Annotated in this window: 17 protein-coding genes; 14 read left to right on the top strand and 3 right to left on the bottom strand. The window is 27.3% G+C overall.

Annotation, left to right across the window (positions count from 1 at the left end):
- Positions 1-30 precede the first annotated feature (30 nt).
- The 13 genes from HBE96_RS08790 (at position 31) to HBE96_RS08730 (ending at position 16228) form a co-directional block, all read left to right on the top strand.
- The gene (locus tag HBE96_RS08790; protein ID WP_169297388.1) at positions 31-336 is read left to right on the top strand and encodes a PTS sugar transporter subunit IIB; all 306 of its coding nucleotides are present in this window, start codon (positions 31-33) and stop codon (positions 334-336) included.
- Positions 337-387: 51 nt separating this feature from the next.
- The gene (gene celB / locus HBE96_RS08785; RefSeq protein WP_169297387.1) at positions 388-1728 is read left to right on the top strand and encodes a PTS cellobiose transporter subunit IIC; all 1341 of its coding nucleotides are present in this window, start codon (positions 388-390) and stop codon (positions 1726-1728) included.
- Positions 1729-1761: 33 nt separating this feature from the next.
- Positions 1762-2082 (top strand): PTS lactose/cellobiose transporter subunit IIA, encoded by a 321-nt coding sequence (locus HBE96_RS08780; protein WP_169297386.1) that lies wholly within the window; start codon positions 1762-1764, stop codon positions 2080-2082.
- 869 nt (positions 2083-2951) lie between these two features.
- Positions 2952-4751, top strand: a complete 1800-nt coding sequence (locus HBE96_RS08775; protein WP_169297385.1) for an ABC transporter ATP-binding protein — start codon at positions 2952-2954, stop codon at positions 4749-4751.
- Positions 4752-4768: 17 nt separating this feature from the next.
- Positions 4769-6601 carry an ABC transporter ATP-binding protein gene (locus tag HBE96_RS08770; protein WP_169297384.1) on the top strand — a complete coding sequence of 611 codons (1833 nt, stop codon included), beginning with the start codon at positions 4769-4771 and terminating at the stop codon, positions 6599-6601.
- Positions 6602-6704: 103 nt separating this feature from the next.
- Complete coding sequence (locus HBE96_RS08765) at positions 6705-7532, top strand: 5'-methylthioadenosine/S-adenosylhomocysteine nucleosidase family protein (protein WP_169297383.1); 828 nt, start codon at positions 6705-6707, stop codon at positions 7530-7532.
- Entirely contained in the window at positions 7504-8514 is a 1011-nt protein-coding gene (locus tag HBE96_RS08760) for an SPL family radical SAM protein (protein WP_169297382.1), read from the top strand. The genes HBE96_RS08765 and HBE96_RS08760 overlap by 29 nt, the downstream gene beginning before the upstream one ends.
- A 13-nt stretch (positions 8515-8527) precedes the next feature.
- On the top strand, positions 8528-9226 hold the full coding sequence (locus HBE96_RS08755; RefSeq protein ID WP_169297381.1) for an SDR family oxidoreductase: 699 nt from the start codon (positions 8528-8530) through the stop codon (positions 9224-9226).
- 54 nt (positions 9227-9280) lie between these two features.
- Entirely contained in the window at positions 9281-9934 is a 654-nt protein-coding gene (locus HBE96_RS08750; RefSeq protein WP_169297380.1) for a response regulator transcription factor, read from the top strand.
- Between the two features lie 301 nt (positions 9935-10235).
- Complete coding sequence (locus tag HBE96_RS08745; RefSeq protein ID WP_169297379.1) at positions 10236-11228, top strand: glycosyltransferase family 2 protein; 993 nt, start codon at positions 10236-10238, stop codon at positions 11226-11228.
- Positions 11200-13911, top strand: coding sequence for a YfhO family protein (locus HBE96_RS08740; RefSeq protein ID WP_169297378.1), 2712 nt, complete (start codon positions 11200-11202; stop codon positions 13909-13911). Before HBE96_RS08745 ends, HBE96_RS08740 begins: the two co-directional genes overlap by 29 nt.
- Positions 13912-14150: 239 nt before the next feature.
- Complete coding sequence (locus tag HBE96_RS08735) at positions 14151-15602, top strand: sensor histidine kinase (protein WP_169297377.1); 1452 nt, start codon at positions 14151-14153, stop codon at positions 15600-15602.
- Positions 15602-16228 (top strand): hypothetical protein, encoded by a 627-nt coding sequence (locus HBE96_RS08730; RefSeq protein ID WP_169297376.1) that lies wholly within the window; start codon positions 15602-15604, stop codon positions 16226-16228. Before HBE96_RS08735 ends, HBE96_RS08730 begins: the two co-directional genes overlap by 1 nt.
- A gap of 387 nt (positions 16229-16615) precedes the next feature.
- On the opposite strand, the gene HBE96_RS08725 is transcribed toward HBE96_RS08730, so the two are convergent.
- From HBE96_RS08725 to spoVB, 3 genes are all read right to left on the bottom strand, one after another.
- Complete coding sequence (locus tag HBE96_RS08725; protein ID WP_169297375.1) at positions 16616-17764, bottom strand: methyl-accepting chemotaxis protein; 1149 nt, start codon at positions 17762-17764, stop codon at positions 16616-16618.
- A gap of 400 nt (positions 17765-18164) precedes the next feature.
- Positions 18165-18701 carry a nitroreductase family protein gene (locus tag HBE96_RS08720; RefSeq protein WP_169297374.1) on the bottom strand — a complete coding sequence of 179 codons (537 nt, stop codon included), beginning with the start codon at positions 18699-18701 and terminating at the stop codon, positions 18165-18167.
- Positions 18702-18845: 144 nt separating this feature from the next.
- Positions 18846-20348: a stage V sporulation protein B gene (spoVB, locus tag HBE96_RS08715; protein WP_169297373.1), complete on the bottom strand. Its 1503-nt coding sequence runs from the start codon at positions 20346-20348 to the stop codon at positions 18846-18848.
- 225 nt (positions 20349-20573) lie between these two features.
- Here spoVB and HBE96_RS08710 point away from each other — a divergent pair, with 225 nt between their 5' ends.
- Positions 20574-21137 (top strand): ferritin family protein, encoded by a 564-nt coding sequence (locus tag HBE96_RS08710; protein WP_169297372.1) that lies wholly within the window; start codon positions 20574-20576, stop codon positions 21135-21137.
- Positions 21138-21142 lie beyond the last annotated feature (5 nt).

Here is a 21142-nt window from a genome sequence, read left to right as displayed (position 1 = left end):
AAGAAATTTATAGTCAAGGAGGAATTATTTATGAATATTTTATTAGCATGTTCATCAGGAATGTCTACTAGTTTAGTAGTAAAAAAGATGCAGGAAGCAGCGGTAATAAGAAACATAGAGTGTAAAATTTGGGCTGTTGCTCAAGACAAAGTAGAAGAAGAAATGAAAAAAGCAGATGTTTTATTAATAGGACCTCAAATGAGATTCTTAAAGCAGAAATTTGAGAAAATGGCAAAAGAAATAGGTATAAATATAGATATTATTAAACCAATGGACTATGGAAGATGTGATGGTAATGCAATTTTAGATGCAGCTATAGAACTTATAAAAAAATAATTTTTTAATAAGCAAAATGATAACGTTTAACAAATAAAGGGGTGTAAATTCATGAAAAAGTTTATGGAAATCTTAGATAAATACTTAATGCCAGTAGCTGAAAAATTAAATAATAATGTATATTTAACAGTTATCAGAGATGCATTTATGTTAGTTCTGCCTTTAATTATATTTGGTTCAGTTTTTGTAGTTATAACAAACTTACCATTTTGGTCAAAGGATCAAATGGCTGTATTAAATAATTATTTAGGGGCAGCCAATAATTCTACTATGTCTATAATGGGATTATTTGTAGTGTTTGGCATAGGGTATAATTTAAGTAAACATTATAAGATAGAAGCGGTTTATGGAGCAGCTGTATCAGTTGCAGCATTTATTATATTAACTCCTACTGTGATTAAAACGCCAAAAGGAGTTTCTGTTGATTCAGTACTTGCATTTGATAGACTTGGAGCTAAAGGATTATTTGTTGGAATGATTGCAGGTTTTTTAGCAACAGAAATTTATAGAAGAATAGTACAAAAAAATTGGACAATTAAGATGCCAGAAGGTGTACCAGAAGCAGTATCAAAATCTTTTGCTTCGCTAATACCAGCATTTATAACATTAAGTTTTTTCCTAGTTTTAAGAATAATATTTATGTTTACTCCTTGGGGAAATATGCACGATTTTATATATAGATTTGTACAAACTCCTTTAATGGCATTAGGATCAAGTCTTCCAGCTACTTTAGTTGCAATATTTTTTACACAAATATTCTGGTTCTGTGGTTTGCATGGTCAAATTTTAATAAATTCTGCGTTAGATCCAATATGGAGGTCATTATCTTTAGAGAATTATCAAGCTTTTACTTCAGGAGCAACACATTTACCTCACATAGTTACTAAACAATTTATGGATACATTTACTGTTTCAATGGGTGGCACAGGTATGACACTTGCTGTACTTGTGGGAATATTAATATTTGCAAGAAGTAAGCAGCTTAAGGAATTAAGTAAAATAGCTACTCCACCAGGAATATTTAATGTAAATGAACCTGTAATATTTGGACTTCCAATAGTTTTAAATCCAATGATAATAATACCTTGGATTTTGGCACCAATGGTGGTAACAGCAATTACTTATTTTGCAATGGCAACGGGAATAGTTCCACAAACTACAGGAGTTGAAGTATCATGGACAATACCAATATTCTTTAGTGGAATGCTGGCTACAAATTCACTTGCAGGTGGAATTTTACAGCTCTTCAATTTTACAGTTGTTCTGTTAATATGGTTACCGTTTATACTTACTATAGACAAACAATATAAAAAAGCTGAAAAAGAAGCAAAGGAAGCTATTGAGAAAGCAAAAAATAGAAGTATAAAAAATGAAAACAATTTAACAACTTAAACAAAAATAAAAGAAAAATTAGAGGTGTGTGAAATGGAAGAATTAGAGAATGTACCATTTGAATTAATATTATATGCAGGAAATGGAAGATCCTATTCTATGGAAGCAATACAGGAAGCTAAAAAGGGTAATTACGAAAAAGCAGATGAATTAATAAAAAAGGCTTCAGAAGAACTTGGAAAAGCTCATGAATTCCAAACAAAGCTAATTCAAACAGAAGCAAGTGGTAAAGCAGGATCAGTAAATATTTTACTTGTACATGCACAGGATCACCTTATGACAGCTATGACAGTTAGGGATTTAGCACTAGAAATAGTAGAATTATATAAAGTTAAGGTGGGAAGAACTATATGAGTATTAAATATAAATTTCCAAAAGATTTTTGGTGGGGAAGCGCAGCTTCCGCCACCCAAATGGAATTGGAGAAGTAAATCAAAAGGCAGGATAGGCATAGTTTTGAATTTAACGCCACCTTATCCTAGAAGTAATAATGCAGCAGACCTGGAAGCTTCTAATGTAGCAGATTTAATGTATAATAGAAGTTTTTTAGATCCAGTAGTAAAAAGTATGTAAAAATAACGGATTTTAAAAATAGCATTTTAATTTATAACATATATAAATTAAATATTCGCTTAATTTTATCTTTTTTGCTATAATAATTAAAAATATCTTACATGAAAATTATTTTTGTGTAAGATATTTTTTATCCATTTAATTGATACTTGAACTTAATTTGATTAAAAAATATAGGTGATCTTTATTAATTTTAAAAAAGTGTTAAAATTTAAGATTTATCAATTTTTGTATTGAAATTTTTGAAATATAGGTATATAATGGAATAAAAGTATTAAATGAGGAGGTCGTAATTATGTTAAAGGGTAAAATAGCAAGATTTGTTGGCTTTATAATAATGTTTAATAAATTATATATGTACGACCTTGGTACGTTTAATTATTGATACTTTGCAGTAGTAAAAATAAGCCATAGGTTGTACGCCTATGGCTTTTATTATGAATTTAACTCATTTAATAATGGAAATTATGATCTTAAGTATATTTATAATTGTGTACTTAAAGGATATAAATAAATGGAGTTAAATTACTAAGCTTTAAAAGCCGTAGAAATTTTTTCTGCGGCTTTTTTATATGTTTTATATCAAAAGGGGTGATAAACATGAGTAAAAAACAAATTTTTATTTTAGAAAACAATTGGGGGGCATGTAAATGAAGAAATTTATGGAGTTAACTAAGGGGAGTAAATTATTATATGTTATAGCAATATTGTCTATTGGAGTTGCTTCTTTTGTAGCTATGTTGGAACCAATGGTTATTAAAGTTACAATAGATTCAATTATAGGCAATAAGCCATTAAGCGTACCTGTACCTATTGAAAGATTAATTAATTTCATAGGAGGAAGGGAAGTTTTATGGAAAAACTTATGGATATGCTCTATAGCACTAGTAAGCTTAACTTGTATGAGAGGTATTTTTCTTTACTTAAAAGGAAAGTTCTCAGCTGAAGCAGCTGAAAATATGGCTAGAAATATAAGGGTAAAGTTATATAATCATATTCAAAATCTTCCATATGAATATTATATAAATGCAGAATCTGGTGATTTGATTCAAAGGTGTACATCTGATTTAGATACTGTAAGAAAGTTTTTTGCAGTAGAAATGGTGGAGATAGGTAGAGCATTTTTTATTGTAATTTTTGCTGTTTTAATGATGCTTTCCTTAAATAAAAAAATGACGCTTATTTCCATGATAGTAGTACCATTTATATTTATATTTGCTTTAATGTTTTTTAAAAGTGTTAGACGTAATTTTAAAAAAGCTGATGAGCAGGAAGGGGTTCTTACTTCTATACTTAGAGAAAATTTAACAGGGGTAAGGGTAGTAAAAGCTTTTGGGCGAGAAAGTTTCGAAATCCAAAAATATGAAAGGGAAAATGAGAAATATAGATCTTCTATTTTTAAGATAATAAAACTATTATCAAGTTACTGGGCAATATCAGATTTCCTTTGTATGATTCAAATAGGCTTGGTGCTTATGTCAGGTATTTATTTTACAGTAAAGGGTGAAATGAGCTTAGGTGCTTTAGTAGTATTTAATACTTATGAAGGAATGCTTTTATGGCCTGTAAGACAGCTAGGAAGAATTCTTTCTGATATGGGAAAGATGACGGTTTCACTTAATAGAATAACAGAAATTCTTGAAATAGAAAAAGAAAAGGAAAATGGAAAAGCATTGAGACCAAAGATAAATGGTGAAATATGCTTTGATCATGTGAGTTTTGAATATGAAAAAGGAAAAAGTGTACTTCAAGACATAAGCTTTAAAGTTAATAAAGGGGAAACTGTGGCATTAGTAGGTTCTACTGGTTCAGGTAAGTCGTCATTAGTTCATCTTTTATTAAGGCTTTATGACTATAATAAAGGATCTATAAAAATTGATGGAATAGAGCTTAGAGATATAAATAGAAAGTGGATAAGAAATAATATTGGTATTGTGCTTCAAGAAGCTTTTCTGTATTCAAGGACTATAGAAGAAAATATTAAAATAGCAAAATTAGATGCTGACCTAAGTGAAGTCAGAACTGCAGCTTCTATGGCTGCAATTCATGATGTTATAACTTCCTTTGAAAAGGGATATGAAACTATAGTTGGTGAGAATGGTGTGAATTTGTCTGGTGGACAGCGTCAGAGAATTTCTATAGCACGAACTCTTATAAAGAATCTACCTATACTAATTTTTGATGATTCATTAAGTGCAGTAGATGCTGAAACAGATAAAGTTATAAGACAGCATCTTAATGAAAAAAGTAAGGATGTTACTACATTTATAATATCACATAGAATCTCAACGGTTATGGAAGCTGACAAGATTATAGTTTTAAATGATGGAAAGATAGAAGCATTAGGTACTCATAAGGAGCTTATAAAGAAGGAAGGTATTTATAAGAGAATATGGGAAATACAAAATTCCTTAGATGACTATGATGAAAAGGAAGCTTGTAATGAGTAGTTTAGGAGGTGACTATTATGGCTAGGGAAGATGAATATAAAGTTACAGAAAAATTAGATATGGGAATATGGAAAAGATTTTTTAAGTATCTTGTAGAATTTAAAAGAGGACTTTTTTTTATGGCTTTTCTTATGGTAATAGTAGCTGGCATAGATGCTTTAATGCCACTTTTAACGAGATATGCTATAGATAATTTTATTACAAATAAGACGGTTGTAGGTTTTAAAATTTTTGCTTTAATTTACTTTTGTGTTATTTTTATTCAGGCTGTAAATATAAAGCTATTTATAATGCAAGCAGGAAAAATAGAAACAGGTCTTGCATATCATATAAGAAAATTAGGGTTTAAAAGACTTCAACAATTGTCGTTTTCTTATTATGATAATTCATCTGTGGGGTGGCTTATGGCTAGAATGACTTCAGATATAGCAAGACTTAGTGAAATAATTTCCTGGGGTTTAATTGACATGGTATGGGCTATTGCAATGATGAGTGGCTTTATAATGATAATGTTATATAATAATGTAAATCTTACACTTATAAGTATATGTGTTGTTTTACCTTTATTTTTAACAGGAATTTATTTTCAAAGGAAGATTTTAAAGTCTTATAGAAATGTTAGAAAACTGAATTCGCAGATAACATCAGATTTTAGTGAAGAGGTATCAGGTGCAAAAACTACTAAAACACTAGTGCGTGAAGCAGAAAACTTAATAGAATTTAAAAAAGATGCGGATAACATGAGGTATTTTTCTATAAGAACTGTAATGTTTTCATCTCTTTTTCTTCCTATAGTTATATCCATGGGAAGCATAGGCACTGGTTTGGCACTTTGCGTTGGTGGTTCTAAAGTAATTTCAGGAACACTGACTTATGGTACTTTTGTAATGTTTATTTCATATACTATACAATTCTTTGATCCTTTAGCTAGGCTAGCTGAGACTCTTGCAGAACTTCAAAATGCACAGGCTTCTGCAGAAAGAGTACTAACTCTTGTTGAAACAGAACCAGACATAAGGGATAAAGAAGATGCAATAAAGAAATATGGAGACTTATTTAATCCTAAAAAAGAAAATTGGGAAAAAATTCGTGGAGATATAGAATTTAAAAATGTAAGTTTTTGTTATCCAAATGGAGAAAAGGTACTTCAAAACTTTAATTTAAAAGTTAAAAAAGGAGAAACTATAGCATTAGTTGGAGAAACAGGGTCTGGTAAAAGTACTATTGTAAATTTATTATGTAGGTTTTATGAACCAAATAGCGGACAAATTTTAATTGATGGTAAAGAATATAGAGAAAGATCTTTATTATGGCTGCACTGGAATTTAGGATATGTGCTTCAAAGTCCACATTTATTTAGTGGAACCATAAAAGACAATATTAGATATGGAAAGCTTGATGCAACTCAAGAAGAAATAGAAAAATCAGCAAAGCTTGTAAATGCTCACAGATTTATTATGAAGATGGAAAAAGGCTATGATACAGAGGTAGGTGAAGATGGAGGAAATATTTCTACAGGTGAAAAACAACTTATTTCTTTTGCAAGAGCTATTATAGCAAACCCAGCTATATTTGTTCTTGATGAAGCAACTTCTTCAATTGATACAGAAACTGAGAAAATAATAGAAACTGCTATAGAAAAAACTCTTGCAGGAAGAACAAGTTTTATAATTGCTCATAGACTTTCTACTATAGTTTCAGCAGATAAAATACTTGTAATAGGAAAAGGAAAAATTGTTGAAGCTGGAAATCATAAAGAATTACTAAGAAGAAAAGGATATTACTATAGATTATATACAAATCAATTACTTCAAGAAAAGGAAATAGAAAGTATTAAAATTAGTATCTAATGTGATTTGTGGCAAATATGCATATTGTTATTCCCTTTTTTATGTAGTAAAGTATTTTATATAAAACTTTACTACATATATACATTTAAGGAAGTGGGTAATAATGATATTTATAAGTACGTCTATGTATAGTGAAGCAGTTCCTTTTATAAAAAAATTAAATTTAAAAAAGGATTTAAGATGTAATAAATTTCAAGTGTTTAAAAATGTGGATACAACATTAATAGTTACTGGTATAGGAAAAGTGATGTCAGCAGTGGCAGTGACTTACTTGTTTTCTAAATATAAATTAAAATGTGAAGATATATTTATAAATATAGGAGTTTGTGGTACAAAAGATGAGACTTTACAGATTGGAGATATAATTTTATGCAATAAAATTATTGATTATGATACTAAAAGAACATTTTATCCAGATATGATTTTAAAACATCCCTTTCAAGAAAGATCAATTGAAACTGTACCTACAGTAATAAATAATAAGAATTTAGAAATTCAAGGTCAATTAGTAGATATGGAAGCTTCAGGAATATATGAAGCAGCCTTAGTATTTTTAAAATCTCATCAAATGTTTTTTGTAAAAATTATTTCAGATCACTTAGAAGCGGATAGTAAATTGAAAATGAAGAGTATTTCTAATTTACTTAGTAATAAATCATTAGAAATAATAAAATGGATAAATGAGATAAAAACTGCTTTTTTTTATGAAGAAGATGTTTTGAAAAATGAAGAAAAAATAATTGTTGAAACTATAATTAATAGATTGAGGTTAACTACTACTATGTCAAATCAATTAAAGCAGTTATTAAAATACTATAAACTTGAAAAAGGTACGTTTGATGAAAATATAAATGTATATGCAAAGATACAGTGCAAATCCAAAAAGGAAAGGATGAATTATTTTGCAGAACTCAAAAGAAAAATTATTTAATTCTTCTTTTTCTCATATATATATTGAAAAAGAAGCACTAAATTATACAAATACAAAAAAAATACTTCAGCATTTTAATAAAGCTAAAGTAATCCAAATTAATCATTACAAAGATGTGTTTTCTAGAAGTCATCAAAATTTTGTTGTACAAAAGAAAAGTCCTAAATTAATACTAGCTGTAAAAAAGGATAACTTAATATATAAGGGTGCAGCCGTCTGCGAAGACTTTGGTAATGATTATTTTTACTATACCTCAAATATGATGAACTGTATATACGATTGCGAGTATTGCTATCTTCAGGGAATGTACAGTTCTTCAAATATAGTTATATTTGTCAATATTGAAGATATATTAAAAGAGACGAAAAAACTTTTAGAAAATCATAAAGTATATTTGTGTATTTCCTATGATACAGATATTTTAGCTTTTGAAAATGTAACTGAATATGCTTCAACATGGATTGATTTTACTAAGAGTAATAAAGATTTAACTATTGAAATTAGAACCAAAAGTGATAACTTTAAATCTATTGAAAATATAAAACCAGATGACAATGTAATTTTAGCATGGACCTTATCGCCAGATGAAGTTATAAATAAGTACGAGCATAAAACACCTTCTATAAATGCAAGACTTTTAAGTATAAAGAATGCTATAAATAAAGGTTGGAAGGTTAGGATATGTTTTGACCCCATGCTTTATATAGAAGATTGGAAAGAAAAATATAAAGAATTAGTAGATAACACTTTTAAAAAATTGGGACAAGAAAACATAAATGATGTAAGTATAGGAGTTTTTAGAGTTTCAAAAGAATATTTGAAGAAAATGAGAAAGCAAAGAAATAATTCTATAATATTAAATTATCCTTTTGAAACCATTAATGGAGTTTGTAGTTATTCTAAAGACATGTCAAAACAAATGATAGCATATACCTATGAACTTACGAAAAAGTACATGCCAGAAGATAAAATATATATTTGAAAGGAAAGATAAAATGCGAGCAGCAATTGTTACAGGAGCTTCTTCAGGAATAGGGTTTGAAATAAGTAAAGTGCTGATAAAATTAGGCTATAAGGTTTATGGAATAGGAAAAGATTTTTCCAAAATTAATTTCAATGAACAAAGCTTTATTGAAATGAATTGTGATATAACAAAAACTTCTATTCTTTGTGAGAAAATAAAATATATAAGAGATAAAGAGGATGTATACATAGTTGTAAATAATGCAGGGGCCGGTTACTTTGGACCCCATGAGGAGTTAAATCCTAATAAAATACATGAAATGGTATCTGTAAATTTAGAAGCACCAATGATAATAACTCAACTTATGCTTAGGAACTTAAAGAAAAATTCTGGATTCATAATAAATATATCTTCGATAGAAGCAAAAAAGTCTAGTACATATGGTTGTGTTTATGGGGCAACAAAAGCAGGCCTAACAGATTTTTCAAATAGTTTATTTGATGAAACTAGAAAATATGGAGTTAAGGTAATAACCATACATCCAGATATGACAAAGACCAATTTTTATAGAAATTCAAATTTTAAAGAAGGTGAGAGTGCTGAAAGCCATATTACTGCTGAAGAAGTAGCTAATGTTGTGAAATCCATAGTAACTCAAAGAGAAGGACTTGTTATTACAGATGTAACTATAAGACCACAAAAACATTTTATCAGAAAAAAATTTAAATGATATTATAAATAGAAAAATACTTATATTTAACAATAAACGAGGGAGACAAAATAAATGAGAACGATTTTAATAGTTGAAGATGATCCAGCTATTCGAGATTTAGTTTCAATAAATTTGGAAATGGTAGGGTATAAAGTATTAAATGCAGAGGATGGTGAAGTAGCAAAAAACATTATAGAAAAAGAGGTAATAGATTTAATATTATTAGATGTTATTCTTCCTAAAATAGATGGGTTCACTCTTATTACAAAAATAAAAAATAAAGATATTCCAGTTATATTTGTTACAGCTAAAGAGAGTGTACTTAATAAAGTTAAAGGTTTAAAATTAGGAGCTGATGATTATATAGTTAAACCTTTTGAAACTATTGAGCTTTTAGCAAGAATAGAAGTGGTATTAAGAAGATATAATTCTTTAGATGAAATATTGAAGTTTAAACATATTGAAGTACATATTAAAGAGAGAGTTGTTAAAATTAATAATAAACATATAGATCTTACTTTAAAAGAATTTAAACTTTTAGTGTTATTTCTTAAAAATAAAAATATAGCTCTTTCTAGAGATCAAATTCTTGAAAAAATATGGGGATATGATTATTTAGGAGTAACAAGAACAGTAGATATTCATGTTCAAAGACTTAGAGAAAAATTGAATTTAAAAGAAAATATAAAAACGGTTTTTAAAGTTGGATATCGAATAGAAGATTAAATTTTATTGAATTCATAAAATTGGAAATGGTGATAAAGTTATAAAAAACTTTATTACCATTTTTATTTTGAACAAGATTGAATTAGTAACAATTTTTTTGTTAGATTTTACAACTATGATACATTTCATTTGCAAGTTATATATCCTCAACAAATATACTTAAATTGTGACAATAAATATAAATTTTTAAAAGCAGTTAATTACAAGAAAATTTTAAGGTTTGATTATTGTCATAAATTAAGTTTTTCTATTTTGTAGAAAAATTTAGTAATTACAAAAGTTTATTGAGGAGAGAGTTATTATGAAATTAACAGTGGTAATACCTTCCTATAACGAAGGTAATGATATTAAGTTTGCCTATGAAAAATTAGTAGATGTATTGAAGCGGTGTTCTATAAAGCAAATTTATGATTATGAGATTATTTTTATTGATGATGGTAGTAATGACAATACATTAAGTGTAATTAAACAGTTTCAGGTTTTTGACAAGAATGTTAAATACATTTCTTTCACTAGAAATTTTGGTAAGGAGGCTGGTATTTTAGCTGGACTTACCTATTCTAGCGGAGATGCTGTAATTTTAATGGATGCAGATTTACAACATCCACCTCAATTAATTCCTAAAATGGTTGATTATTATCTTCGTGGATATGACCAAGTAATTGCAAAGCGAAATAGAATTGGAGATTCTAAATCAAAAACTTTTTTATCTAAATTATATTATAAAATAGTTAATCATTTTATCGATGTGAAACTTGAGGATGGTATTGGAGATTTTCGGCTTTTAAGTCAAAGATCTGTAAAAGCATTATTATCTATGGGTGAATATAATAGATTTTCAAAAGGAATGTTTTGTTGGATTGGTTTTAATCAAAAAGTAATTAAATATGAAAATCAAAGAAGAGTTGGTGGAACAAGTAAATGGAACTTTAGAAAACTTGTACAATATGGAATTGATGGAATACTCTCATTTAATAATAAACCTTTAAGATCAACGATATATATAGGATTTTTAATGATGATTTTAGGAATAATTTATTTAATATATTCCTTAACTCGTATTTTAATAATTGGAATTGATGTGCCAGGATACTTCACAATAATATCTGCAATTTTGATTATGGCAGGAGTTCAAATTTTAGCAATTGGCATAATAGGTGAATATATTGGTAGAATTTATTATGAAGTAAAGATGAGGCCCCATTTTCTTATTCAAGAATCAAATATTGAGAAAGTAAGAGAAGAATACTTCATGGAGGACAAATATGGAAAACAAGATAATGCTATATTTTAATAATTTTATAAAAAGACATAAAATATCAAGGGTAGGCAAACTATTTCCCCTTACCATTTTGTTACTTTTCTCTTTAGGTTGTCATTTATATATTTTTTATAGTGGAAAGATGTTTGGGAAAATGGGTTTGGATAATTCTTCCCAACTTATGTACTTTGGTACATTTCTCCAAAAATCTTTTATCCATGGTCAGCATTTTTGGTCATGGAGTTATGGGCTTGGAGGTGACATTTTTGGGGAATTTACTTATTATTATACTACAAGTCCATTTTTCTATTTAATGTTTATACTTAGAAAATTAGGAATTGGAACTTTAACTTTAGCAGGGACTATTCATTGGAGGTTAATTTTCAGTATTTTTAGGCAGTTTTTAGCTATGTCAATTTTATACTTGCTGTTAAAATATGAGAAAAGAAGTACATATACATCTTTAATAGGAGCAGCTATATATGGTGGATGCATCAATTTTATATGGTTTTCCCTTTTTTTTGATTTTATGGCAGATGCATATGTATGGCTACCACTTACTATTTTAGGATTGAGAATATATGAAAAAACCAGAAAGTGGTATATTTTTGTTATTAGTGTTGCACTGACTATTGCCAATAGTTTTTACTTTGGGTTTATTAATTGTATTTTCTATATTATTTTTATTATTGTATTTATTAATATTAAAGGAACTAATATTATGGATAAAATATATTCATTTTTTAGTAATATTTTAAAATATATTCTATTTGCAATAATAGCATTAGCATTAGCAGCTCCAGCATTTATTCCTTCAGTGTTAACATTTTTAAAAACAGATCGTTTTTTTAGCACAGCAGAAGTTCATATGTTCTACAGTAAGGATTATATATTAGCATTACCTGAAAGATTATTTTCTTACGCTAACGTTTTGGGATTTCCATTGATTATTTTAATTATCTTTGCATTGCCATGGAAAAAGCTTTCTTCAATTACTAAAAGGAAAACAGTGCTTGCAGGTATATTTTTTATTATGTATTTAACACCCTATTCTGGATCATTTTTTAATGGATTTTCATATTCCTCTGATAGATGGTTTTATCTATTTATCTTTTCAGTAGCGTATGCAGTTCCTAATTGGCTAGAGGAGAATAATAGTTTAAAAAGTATAGGATTTTGCTTTTTATCTATTATTACTACATTAACCATATCTTTTTATTATTCAAAACAGTCAAAAGTACTTAAGTTTATGATGATTCGTAACAAAGAAACTACTAATTTTATAAATATTATAATTTTATCTGTAGGATTGTTAAGTCTTTTAGCAGTAATATTAAAAAAATACACTACAAGAAAATCTATAAATGTTATTTTAAATTATATTATAGTTGTATGTGTAATGGTTACTCTTATGGGTAACAGTAACTGCTATATTAGTATTGCACGACCTGATATAACACAGCAATTGTTAACAAGTTCTTGTATGGAAAATGAAGAAGAACGACAAATGTTTGCCAAGTTAATTCCATCTAAAAATGAATTCTATAGAACAATTTTTGCAAATTTATCTCAAGAGAATGCACCAATGAGTTATGGATATTATGGTGCAAGTACATACAATAGTATGGTTGATGGAAATCTTCATAGATGGCTAAAGATAGATCATAATATTTTACATACATTTGTAACTCCTAGTTCCTATAAAAACTTTGATGATAGGTTATTTTTAGAAACTTTTTTTGGAAGTAAATACATAATTAATAATAAGAATAGTTGTAATTATATACCATATGATTACTTACTTGTTAAACAAACAGATAACTATAATGTATATAAGAATAAATATAATGTAGGATTTGATTTGTGGTACAGTAGTACTATGGACAAAAACACTTACGATAAGATGAATATTGCCCAAAAGGATTCAATGCTTCTTCAAACAGCTGTAGTTGATAAGAATGTATTAGGATTAAATAATTCTTCACTTGATAATGTAACTAGTGAACTTACATTAGATTTGGAAAATGCAATTATTAAAAATATGAAATATAAAGATGGAATTATAGAAGCTAAAGAAAATGCATTTATAAGTATTCCTATTAAAAATAATAAAAAAAATGCTAGTGGTGAAATACTATTTTCAATTAATTTAAAGCCTTTAAATGGACAAGCATTCAAATTAATTGTTAATGGAAAATCTACACTTAAATCAGAAGAAAAATATCCATATGTATATCCTATTTATCAATATACTTTTCGTTTAGACGGGAACACAGACATAGTGAAATTGAATATTTCAAAGGGAAAATATAAAATTAATGATGCACATGTATGGTTTAATTCATATCAGTTTTATAAAAATTGGGTCAATGAAAGAAACAAATATAACATAGAAAATTTGTATGTAGATGGTGGTAGGGTTAAAGGAAAAATAAACAATAATGAAAAGGGAATAATGGCATTTAATATACCTTTTAACAAAGGGTGGTCAGCGAGGATAGATGGAAAAAAACAAGAATTGATAAAGGTAAATGGAGTTCTTATGGGAGTAGTATTAGAGCCTGGATCCCATGAAGTAGAGCTTACATATATTACACCTGGATTTTTGCTTGGAAGTTTTATAAGTACTATTACGTTTATATGTATAGCAATTTTTTATATTCTTAATAAAAGACAAAAAAGCACTAGAAGTAATGTAACTTATATAAAATATTAGTAGCATTTTGTAATAAAATATTAAATGAGTTATACTGTAATATATGAAACTTCTTTCAGATAGGGTTTAATCTTTGTGGACAAACTTCTAAAAGTTCCATTTAGCATTTTATCAACTTGAATCTTAAGTTAAGCTTATCTATGTAGGTAGCAGCTCTTTACTAGGATTTGAATTAGATAGAGTAATCATTAGATAAAGTAAATAGGATATACTTACATAAATGCAATGTAGGAGGTCAAATGAAGTTTTGGAAAAGAATTTTTATTTATTCCATGATATGGTTTATCATTATATTTAATGGTGCTGGCATATTAATTATTGAAAATATGCATAAAAGAAATTTAGATAGAACTATAAAAATATTTTTAGATGAATATGAAAATTTAAATGGAATTTTTACACTAAGTGATGATTTTATTTCATATTGGGATAGTAAAAAAGAAACAAATCAAGAAATATTAAAAAATTGGATAGATATAGTTATAAAAAGTTATTTTTCAAGTGATGTGCTAGAACCTAGATATTTGGAAATGTATAGTGAAGATAATAAACTAATTTTTTCAAATTCCAAGTTAAAGTTAGATATATCTAGACCAGAAATAACAGGTGCAAAAGTAAATGAAAAAATTTTTATAGTAAGAAAAGTAAAGAATAGACACTATATTTTTATATCTTCTAAGTTAAATATACATAGAAACAATATTAAGTTAGTATTAATTAAAGATGTTGAATTAAATACATACAAAGAAAGATATAAAAACTATAAACTATTTTTATTATTAGATTGTTTTATATTTTTAATATTTGGATTAGGTATGTATTTAATTTCTAAAAAGTTAACTAATCCTATAGTAAGATTTAGTAAAGTTTCACAAGAAATAGCAAAAGGTAACTATAAAAAAAGAATAAATATTGATAGTAGAAATGATGAAATAGGATTATTAGCTTATAATTTCAATGTTATGGTGCAAGCTGTGGATACTAATATCGAAGAATTAAAAAAAATGAATAATGATAAACAAGAGTTTATTGATAGTTTAACCCATGAGTTAAAAACACCACTTACAGCCATAATTGGATATTCTGATTTACTAATTAAAGGGAATATAAATGAAAATATTAAATTCAAAGCTTTAAATTATATTAATTCAGAAGCTAAAAGATTAGAAAAATTAAGTTTTACTTTATTAAAGTTGATAGTTATTAAACAAGAAGGATTAACGTTTGAAAATTTCTCTTTGAAGCAATGTGTTGGTGATGCTTGCAAAACTTTAAGCTATAAGATAGAAAATAAAAATATAGTTTTAAAAGTAGATGTAGAAAGTGTAGTTATTAATGGAGACAAACAGCTTATAACAATTCTTTTAATAAATTTTTTAGACAATGCTATAAAGGCTTCAAAAGATTTTGGAGTAATATCAATAAAAGGATTTTTAGAAAAGAACAATAATAAATACATTTTAATTTTTAAAGATTGTGGAGTAGGTATACCTAGGGAGGATTTAGATAAAATAAAAAAGCCATTTTATATGGTAGATAAAGCTAGAGATAGAGCTAAAAATGGTGTGGGTTTAGGTCTTGCAATATGTGAAGAAATATGTCAGGTACATAATATTGAATTTGATATAGATAGCAAAATAAATAAAGGAACTGAAATTATATTAAAATTTCATGAGGAGAACAATTTGTAATGGAAAAAGTGTTAAAGATTATTCTTGTAGTGTATATTTCCATAATCACCTTATCAGCATGTACTACTAATTTTAAATGTTATGAAAATAATTTGTATTCTGAAAAAGATTTAAATGGATATGATAAAAGTAGTACACAAAGAAATTCTAAGGCTGTTACTAAGCAAGAAGCTGTAAAAAAAGCTATTTGTATCTTTGATAAGGTTTTTAATATAAAAATAGATAGAAAAAAACTCTCAGAAAACATTATATTGATTAATGATAATAATCATACTAATTTTTGTTGGGACATAACTTGGACAAATGACTCTAATAATGATTCATTTATATGTACAATAGACTCTAATGATGGAACTATAAAATATATATCTTGTTCAAGTCGGGTACAAAGTAGTAATATTAGTGAAAATTTAATTAATATAGTAGCTCCTTTATTTAATGAAATCAATATTAATATTGATGATTATAGAAATATATCAACTGCAAGTTTTGGGGCAACAGATTGTTATTATTTTGAAAATATTAAAAATCCTAAAAAAGGGTTTAGGATAGGTATTGATCATCAAAAAAGAACAATTTGTTATTTTGCAGAAATGGATATAGAGAAATGGAGGAAGAATGGATAGGGGAAAGGTAAGTGAAGAAAATTTTAGTATATGATGTAATTGATCAAGATATTTATTAAAAATACAAACATGACTCTTTACAAAGATCAAATCCTGAAAAAAGCACGGGGGTATGATTATCCAGTAGGAATAAGGACAGTAGATAATTATGCGTAAAGACTTAGAGAAAATTAGATCTAAAAGATAGTATAAAAAAAGTTTTAAAAATTGGATATAGACTTGAAGGTTAGTTTTATTAATTACAAAATTGGAAATGATGACAAGGTAAAAAAAGGCGCTCTTTTTTGGCAAAACGTTTAAATTTCATTATAGAAGTTATTGCCCCAAAAAGAGCACTTTTTATTCAGCATATAAAAAGTTTTTGCAGGATTTTTATATGTAAAAAGATTAAAGACTATGTGCAATTTTATTCAATTCTTCAGATGTAGAGGTTATTTCTTCTATGCTTGCTGTAATTTCTTCTGTAGCAGCTGCTTGTTCCTGACTGGCTGATAAAGAGCTTTCACTTTTTTTATTTGACGCCTCTACTTTTGCCATTATATCCTGTGTTAGTTTTGTAATTTTAGGTATTGTATTCTTTGATTGCTCAGATAATCTTCCAATTTCCTTAGCAACAACTCCAAAACCCCTTCCATATTCCCCAGCTCTTGCTGCTTCTATTGAAGCATTTAAGCCAAGCATTTTAGTTTCATCAGCAATATCCTTTATAAAACTTGATACTTCATTAATTTTCTCTGATAAAGCAGTTATTTCATTAATGGTATCATTAAGATTTTGCTGATTAGCATGTATTTCAGATGCAGAAGCTGCTAGTTCCTGGATAGTTGAAGATATTCCAGTAAGATTATTTTCTAGATTAGCAGACATACTACGTAAAGTTGAGGCAACTTCTTTTGGAGTAGTAACACTAAATGTACCTACTACTTCATTAGTATCGTCATCAAATAATGGATAGGCTGATACTCTAATTGGAACTCCATATTCTAAAGCATCTATTTCCTGTGTTTCGGTTTTCTTTGATTTTATTACTCTACTTTCAATAAGATTTTCACTAAGATCAATGCCTTTTTTTAAAGAAGGTATGTCAAATTTTTGAGATGATTGGGTAGCTACAAATTTATTCAAATCTGTTAATCTTAGTTGAACACCTTCGGAAAACATTTCAGATAACATTGGTGCAAAGTCAGGAAATGCTTTTACAACAGGATGCAGTCTAGGAATTGCCATGGAAAAAGCACCTATTGAGTTACCTTCTTCGTCTATAATTGGAATGGAAGCAATTTTTAATCTAGTACCATAAACGGAACGCGGAACATCCTGGTACATAATTTTCTTTTCTCTAATAGCAGTCATAGTTGTACTATTTTTATCAAGTTTAAGTCCAACATAAAATACATCAAGATCAAGGCCATCAGAATATTTTACCCAGGTCATTGTATCTCCTTCTATAGTTCCGTATACAACGCCGCCAGGTATAAGATTTGATTCAAATTCAGCTAATGCTTTTAAATCAGGTAATGATTTTTTAGAAATCATAATGTCAACTCCTTCTTAGTTAAACTTTAAAATTCATGCTTAAAGTTTTAAACATTTAATTATATTTTATAGTGTAGTAAGTAGTTTGACTTGTTTTCCAGTTATATTTATTGCTGTCATTGTATTGAAAAAAATGTAATATATAAGCATGTTACATTACTTATTGTAACATAATGTGAATAATAATCCAATTATATTACATCTTTTTTTATTTATAATATAATTATAATTAAATATATTTAATGCAAATATTTCGAATTTTAATAAAAACAAAAAGAGATACAGATACACTGTACCTCCTTTTAGAGAATAAGAATTTTAAATTCTATCAAGTATATGAACTTATATTTTATTAATAACAATAGTATTTATAATAAATTTGTTTATATGTTTTTATAAGTTAATCTATAAATTGTGAAATTTCATCTATATTTTTACGTATTTTATTGCGAAGTTTCTTATCTTGAGAATAACCAATACTTACTACAAGTCTAATTCTTTTAGAATTTGGTATATGAAGTAAATCTTTTAGGCCTTTTTCATTGAACCATCCCATAATACAGGTAGATAATCCTTGTTCAGTGGCAGCAAGGCATAGATGAGCAGTTGCAATACCAATATCAATAGAAGAATAATCTTGATTTTTAATTGCTGCACCAACTCTAGCTTTAATATCTGATTTTTCTTCTAGTACAATTATGAATGCTGGACATTTATCTGTAAATTTGTTCATAACAAGATCTTGAAGACATTTTGCAACTTTAGGTGATAGTTCTTTGTTATTTACAACTATAAACTTCCATGGCTGACCATTACAAGCAGAAGGAGCAATTCGAGCTGCTTCTATACAAGCCAATAGCTTTGTATTTTCAACCTGTTTATCAGCATAATTCCTACAACTTTCACGTTTCTTAATTAAATCAAAATAATTAGTCATAAATATATTCCTTTCTTATGTAATAGCTTTTCTTAATTGTAATAATGAATTTTTCTTTCATATGTCTTACATAGTTAATTAATAAATTATAGTTTATATGATATCATACATAATATAACTTTGTATTATAATACGAAGTGACATTTAAAAAATCTTTTTGATAACCAAAATTGCAAAAACTAAACACATTAAAAAGGCACATATTATAACGGAAAAAACTTTAAATATAAACATAAAAGAAGGTATTAATATATACAGTATAGATAGTATTAAATATAAGAAAATACCTAAAAGAATGTATACTAATAATTCATTTAAATTTAGGCTTATATTAAAGCTTTTTCTTATTTCATGCAAGTTTAAAGTTAAGGTAGTAAGAGAAGTTAATATTAAGCTTATACCACAGCCATATATGTTTATATATGATATACCTGTAAGAGTATATAAAATGATTAATTCTTCTAATGATACAATTAATGAATTTCTAAGTATAATATTTTGTTTGCCTAATCCATTTAATATTGCAAAAGTGGTAACAGCAGTATAAGTAGTTGGTGCACAAAGACAAGCAAACTTTATGTAATATCCTAAATCTGTTCTGAAAAAAAATAACTTACCAAGTTCATTAGGAATAGTTATACAAATAATTAAGGTAGTAATTCCAAGTAGAAAAGCAATTTTTATAACTTGGGATATTCTAGTTTCTATTGACCAATAATCTTTTCTGCTTAGTTTTTCTGATAAGTCTGGAACAAGTACTGTAGATATAGAATTCACAATTGTAATAGGAAAGAATACTATACATAAAGCCATAGATTTAAATTTACCTATCATAGATAAAGCTACAGCATATTCTATTCCTGAACTTACAAGTCTTCTTGGTATTATTAAAGCTGATATAGCAGATAGACCTGTAGATAAAAAACCATTTATACATAAAGGAAAAGATATAATAATTATGTTAAACAAAAGCTGAAGTTTGTCCTCTTTATTATTAAAGCTAATCCCAAGTTTTAATTTTTTCTTTTTATAAAAGATATAAAGTAAAATGAGACTTATACCTTCACCTAATGTTAAAGTTACAAATGCAGCTGTAACAGTAGATGAAACTTTTTTAAGAAACAATGCATTTACTATAGTAAGAAAGATAACTATCCTTAAAAACTTTTCACATATGTCTATAACAGCAGGAATTTTAATATCTGAAACACCATAAAAGTAACCTTTTAATATTGAAGAAAGTGCTATAAAAAGCATGGCTGGACAAAAAACTTGTACAGCGTGTATAGTTCTAGGATCATCTATTACATAATTGCTTATGTATGAAGCTGATACGAATACACAGCAAATTACTATAATGGACCAAACAGAATCGAATAAAATAGATGCATCTATAGATCTGTTTAAATTTCTAAAGTCATTTTTACTGTAATAAATTGCTGCAACTTTTGATATAGCAGTTATCATACCGCCACATATAAGGCATATAAACAGGTCATATATAGGCATTACTAATCCGTAAAGCCCCATGCCTTCAGCACCCATTTTACGGGAAAGTATTATGGAAAAAGTAAAACCAAAAATACCAGTAATTAAATTGGATAATATCATTATAAGTGAATTTTTTAAAAATCTATCTCTTATCAAAATAAAACCTCATTTACATTAAATTATTAGTATTTATATATATGCTTTTAATTTAGAAAGTATAATAAAAAAATACGAAGCATTTTTTGGAGGACAATTGACAGAGAACAGAGAAGGTAAGTTTTTTTCCTTTACTGTTCTCTGTTCGCTAAAAGGTTCTGTTACATCATGCCTATTTTATGCTATACTGAAATTAAAAATTGTTACTTGGAAAGGGATGTTGTTATGAGTAGAATTACTTGTGTTGTTTGTGGCATGCAAATAAATGAAAAAAATTATAATTTTAATGAAGAAGCATTTATGAAGTCTAACGATAAAGAAAATGTAATATATTGCCCATTTTGTGGCGCTCCAATGGAATATTTAATAGAAAATGGAGAAGAAATAAAATATGATAGAAAAAAATTAGATGAAAATGCTTTGAAAATAATAGATCATGCAGTTAAGTTAGAAGTTTTTAATGGAGACTTTTATAAAATAGCTTCATCTATGGCAAAAAATGAAGAGGTTAAAAAAATGTTTAAAGCTCTATCAAACATAGAATATATGCATGCTAAAATTCACAAAAAAATAGGTAACCTCAAAGAAATGCCAGTGCTTAGGAAAATGGATTACTCAAAGTGTAAAAGTGATGAAGAATTGCTTGCGGCAGCTTGTCAAAGAGAAAAGCATGCAGTTGGATACTATAGAAAATATGAAAAAGAAATTCATGAAGAAAGCATTTCTAAAATATTTACAGTACTTTCTGTTGTTGAAGAAGAACATGTAGTACTTACAAGTCAAGATTAATATTA

This window comes from Clostridium muellerianum (assembly GCF_012926525.1).
GTDB classification, from domain to species: Bacteria; Bacillota; Clostridia; order Clostridiales; family Clostridiaceae; genus Clostridium_AM; species Clostridium_AM muellerianum.
The sequence above is the reverse complement of the archived record's forward strand: the minus strand, read 5'-3'. Positions and strand labels throughout refer to the sequence as shown.